The organism is Microcoleus sp. N9_A2, assembly GCF_036701775.1.
In the GTDB taxonomy this organism is placed as follows: Bacteria; Cyanobacteriota; Cyanobacteriia; order Cyanobacteriales; family Microcoleaceae; genus Microcoleus.
Window position 1 is genome coordinate 1 of record NZ_JAUBRH010000136.1, and the last position, 2437, is coordinate 2437.

General features: G+C 40.2%; 1 protein-coding gene and 2 pseudogenes. All 3 read right to left on the reverse strand.

The window, feature by feature from the left end:
* Nucleotides 1-277: 277 nt before the first annotated feature.
* Nucleotides 278-1085 (reverse strand): annotated as a pseudogene (locus QUA44_RS30300) (IS5 family transposase); the annotation flags it as partial.
* 431 nt (nucleotides 1086-1516) lie between these two features.
* Nucleotides 1517-1873 (reverse strand): annotated as a pseudogene (locus tag QUA44_RS30305) (transposase); the annotation flags it as partial.
* Between the two features lie 224 nt (nucleotides 1874-2097).
* Nucleotides 2098-2415 carry a hypothetical protein gene (locus QUA44_RS30310; protein ID WP_333257597.1) on the reverse strand — a complete coding sequence of 106 codons (318 nt, stop codon included), beginning with the start codon at nucleotides 2413-2415 and terminating at the stop codon, nucleotides 2098-2100.
* Between the last annotated feature and the right edge of the window lie 22 nt (nucleotides 2416-2437).

A 2437-nucleotide genomic window follows, 5' to 3' on the forward strand; every position in this document is an offset into this window, starting at 1 on the left:
CACAACCGCTCATGTCAGATTTTTTGTTTCCTACCCTTCTAGCATAACTGGGGTTATATTTAATTGCAAGCCCCTAATCTTGAAGATTTTTTCCGTCGAGAAACCCGTTTTTTAACAGTGGGATAGCACGGTGCCTTAGTACGTACCTTTCCTTTTTCCCAGCAGTCGAGATTTTCCCCTATGTTTAGGAATTTTCGTGGGAGTACCAATGTCAACTAAAACCTACAACATTGATTAGACCTCTTGCAAAAAAAATCTATGCTATAATAGAAAGTTTTCAATTTAATCCCCCTAGAGCTAACTCATAATTATAAATTGCTGATAACAAATTACAACGCAGACCATAACGGCGACGACGATTCCGATAACGACTCGACAAGATTTTAAAAATTTTCAGACTCCGGTTAACGTGTTCAATAACAATTCTTTCTTGTGCTAGAGCTCTCCTTGTAGTCTTTTTCTAAGAGAGAAAGTTTCCCATTTTTAGGTTTCTTTCTAGGAATATAACTATTGGAATGATAATCTTTTATGCCTTGATACCCACTATCTTGTAAGCTATCTGTTTCGGGATGAAAATGGATTTTACTTTTTTTAAACAAGCTAAAATCGTGGCAATGTCCTTGCCCAAAAGCAGTGCAAATAATTGCTCCTGTCTCTTGATTAATGACCAATTGAGTTTTGAGGGTATGACATTTCTTCTTGCCTGAATAATATTTTTTCTGTTTTTTTTTGGGTCGTTCAATAGCTGTTTCTGTGACATCGATCGCCACGACTGCTGGATAATCAGAGTTTTTGAGTAATGCTTTTTTCCCAGGAAGACGGAATTTTCCAGTTTTCATTAAAGTTGATTCGATGTCAATTACAATTCGGCAAATAGTTGATTCAGATACTCCCCAATTTGTCGCAATATGAAAATATGTTCGATATTCTCGCCAATATTCCAATGCAACTAAGACCTGTTCTTCAAGAGTTAGGATAGTCCCACGCCCTCTTCTGTCTTTATGATTTTCTGACCTGAATTCTTCCAAGGCTTTAACCATTACTTTTAAAGTTTCAATTTTGACACCAAATCTACGTTTAAATTGATGAGATGTCTCTCTTTAGATAAGATTGATTTTTCATGATTTACTGATTGTGCAACAACCAATATAAGTTTCTAGTATCTTATCCTGTTTCTAGCAAGGCAAGAGTAAAAATAAGTTAAGAGTTGGGATTCAATCCAGTAAAGCAAAACTTTCCATTAATTATATCATAAAATTATTTTGCAAGAGGTCTATTGGGCAACACGTCAGTCGAGTTAAATTGATATTAGCAGATTGCCAAGGTAGTATATTCTCGACGACTAAATCCCTAGCCAGCCCAAGTTGCCAACTCATCAATGGCATTAAATCGCTCCAGCGCTCCGATTGTTCGGGAGTTCTCAAGTTAGGTAATGTCCAATGTAATCGTTGCTTGGCAAATCTCTACCAATGATCCACTCCAAAACGTCGTAAATACTTAAACCAGACTGTTTCGCTTAGGGAGAGTTCGTTCTCCCACCCAAGCCAACCACAAGGGTGGAAACGGCTGACCGTTTGACATGGGATTCATTCTTAAGGGCCAGGATTAAATTTACTCGATGTCCAGGCGCACGATAAAAATGTAAGTCAAGCCATTGACTGACTCGAACTTGTCCCAACTGCGGATGTTCGTCAATTTCAATCACAGCATCGGCTTCGAGCCATGTGGTTGGGTCATTGAGCCTCATTTTTGGTCCATGTTTTCGTGGTCTGCCACGACCACTATAGGCTGGTGGTGCTGACCACAAGCAGGCATTGCTTCGGACTCGCATTAAGCAATCAGCTTGAATGGAGGCTTGAGCCAATACCCAACTTGCATTGCCATATTCTCTCTATAAAACTGCTAAGACTGGATTGATGCTCTGTTCACAAACAAGTTTGAGTTGGGAAGCTGCTTTTTCTATTGGTGAAGACCAACTACTAATTCGTTCATGTAGTAGGGGTAATGCCCAACTTCCTTGTGCTTCGGGTATCCAGGCAATTGTACTGTACCCCTGTCCAATAATGACGCCCTCCTGATATTCATGGGTTCTGTCTTTTAATGTTTTAGCCTCTGGTCTCCCCCATGCCCGCGCGTGTCAATTGCGACTAAAACGTGTTCCGTTGCGGGTACTTGCTGTTCTAATTGCTGGAGATACAACATCATTAGTTTTTTCCGTTCAGGTCTACAGTCTTGCAATGCTTCGTAGACGCTTGACCATTGACGACTGAATAATGGACTGAGCGAAAATTCCGCCAAACAAGCCGCATTCCTTGTTGTCATTACTGCATCCATCAGCTCGAATGTGGCATCTTTCGCTCGCACCAATAACTCGTATGCTGCTTGACGAAAGTCCTTTAATCGTTCACTGTTCATTTAAGGAGTGGATAGGTTTTAT